Source organism: Thalassobacterium maritimum, from assembly GCF_031127805.1.
Taxonomy (GTDB): domain Bacteria; phylum Verrucomicrobiota; class Verrucomicrobiia; order Opitutales; family Coraliomargaritaceae; genus Thalassobacterium; species Thalassobacterium maritimum.
Genome location: NZ_JARXHW010000306.1, coordinates 1 through 320, shown reverse-complemented (window position 1 = coordinate 320; position 320 = coordinate 1). Strand labels below are relative to the sequence as shown.

At 49.7% G+C, this 320-nt stretch carries 1 protein-coding gene; it reads left to right on the top strand.

Annotated features, from left to right (window positions below; genetic code table 11):
• A partial coding sequence (locus QEH52_RS20435) for a transposase (RefSeq protein WP_308952802.1) occupies positions 1-320 on the top strand: 320 nt, incomplete at both ends.

The following is a 320-nucleotide window of genomic DNA, read 5'->3' as shown; positions in this document are numbered from 1 at the left end:
TGTATGTCCCGCACTGTGAATGGGCAGGCGCTTTTTAAACTGAGAGAAATGGAGGTCTTGCGAAAGATGATCCATCAGGTCGCAGATTTTTCGGGTATCGAAGTGCTTACTTATTGCTTGATGAACAATCACTTCCATGTGCTGGTTCGTGTCTGTCCAGAAGCCCAGGTCTCCGACTCGGAAATGATGCGACGCTATCGGGTGCTCTATGCGAAGCCTTCCTTATATCAAACCGCTTCTGTTTCTGTGATGGAGCGGGAATTAAGAGATGGGGGAGCGGAGGCGGACTTGATTCGACAAAAGCTGCTGGCTCGCATGAA